Raw genomic sequence first — 1148 nt, forward strand, 5'->3', positions numbered from 1 at the left:
GCCGACATCCCGCTGGCCGCCGACCATTTCCGCTACTTCGCCGGCTGCCTGCGCGCCCAGGAGGGCAGCGCCGCCGAGATCAACGAGCACACCGCCGCGTACCACTTCCACGAGCCGCTGGGTGTGGTCGGGCAGATCATCCCGTGGAACTTCCCCTTCCTGATGGCCGCCTGGAAGCTGGCCCCGGCGCTGGCCGCCGGCAACTGCGTGGTATTGAAGCCCGCCGAGCAAACCCCGCTGTCGATCACCGTCTTCGCGGAAATCATCGGCGACCTGCTGCCCGCTGGCGTGCTGAACATCGTCCAGGGCTTCGGTCGTGAAGCGGGCCAGGCGCTGGCCACCAGCACCCGTATCGCCAAGATCGCCTTCACCGGCTCGACCCCGGTCGGTTCGCACATCATGAAGTGCGCCGCCGAGAACATCATCCCGAGCACCGTGGAGCTGGGCGGCAAGAGCCCGAACATCTTCTTCGAAGACATCATGAAGGCCGAGCCGGAGTTCATCGAGAAAGCCGCAGAAGGCATGGTGCTGGCGTTCTTCAACCAGGGCGAGGTGTGCACCTGCCCGTCGCGCGCGGTGATCCAGGAGTCGATCTTCGAGCCCTTCATGGAAGTGGTGATGAAGAAGATTCTGCAGATCAAGCGTGGCAACCCGCTGGACACCGAGACCATGGTCGGCGCCCAGGCGTCCGAGCAGCAGTTCGACAAGATCCTCTCCTACATGGACATCGCCCGCGGCGAAGGCGCCGAGATCCTTACCGGCGGCGGCGCCGAGAAGCTCGAAGGCGGCCTGGCGACCGGTTACTACGTGCAGCCGACCCTGATCAAGGGCCACAACAAGATGCGCGTGTTCCAGGAAGAGATCTTTGGGCCGGTGGTCGCCGTGACCACCTTCAAGGACGAGGCCGAAGCCCTGGCCATCGCCAACGACAGCGAGTTCGGCCTGGGCGCCGGCGTCTGGACCCGCGACATCAACCGCGCCTACCGCATGGGCCGCGGGATCAAGGCCGGTCGCGTCTGGACCAACTGCTACCACCTGTACCCGGCGCACGCCGCGTTCGGTGGCTACAAGAAGTCCGGCGTCGGTCGCGAAACCCACAAGATGATGCTCGACCATTACCAGCAGACCAAGAACCTGCTGGTCAGCTA

Annotated in this window: 1 protein-coding gene; it reads left to right on the forward strand. The window is 65.0% G+C overall.

Going from position 1 to position 1148, the window contains the following annotated elements; all coding sequences use genetic code 11:
• On the forward strand, positions 1-1148 hold a 1148-nt coding region (locus G7020_RS23760), incomplete at both ends, for an aldehyde dehydrogenase family protein (RefSeq protein ID WP_181087220.1).

It is taken from the genome of Stutzerimonas stutzeri (assembly GCF_013522825.1).
Lineage (GTDB): Bacteria > Pseudomonadota > Gammaproteobacteria > Pseudomonadales > Pseudomonadaceae > Stutzerimonas > Stutzerimonas stutzeri_AK.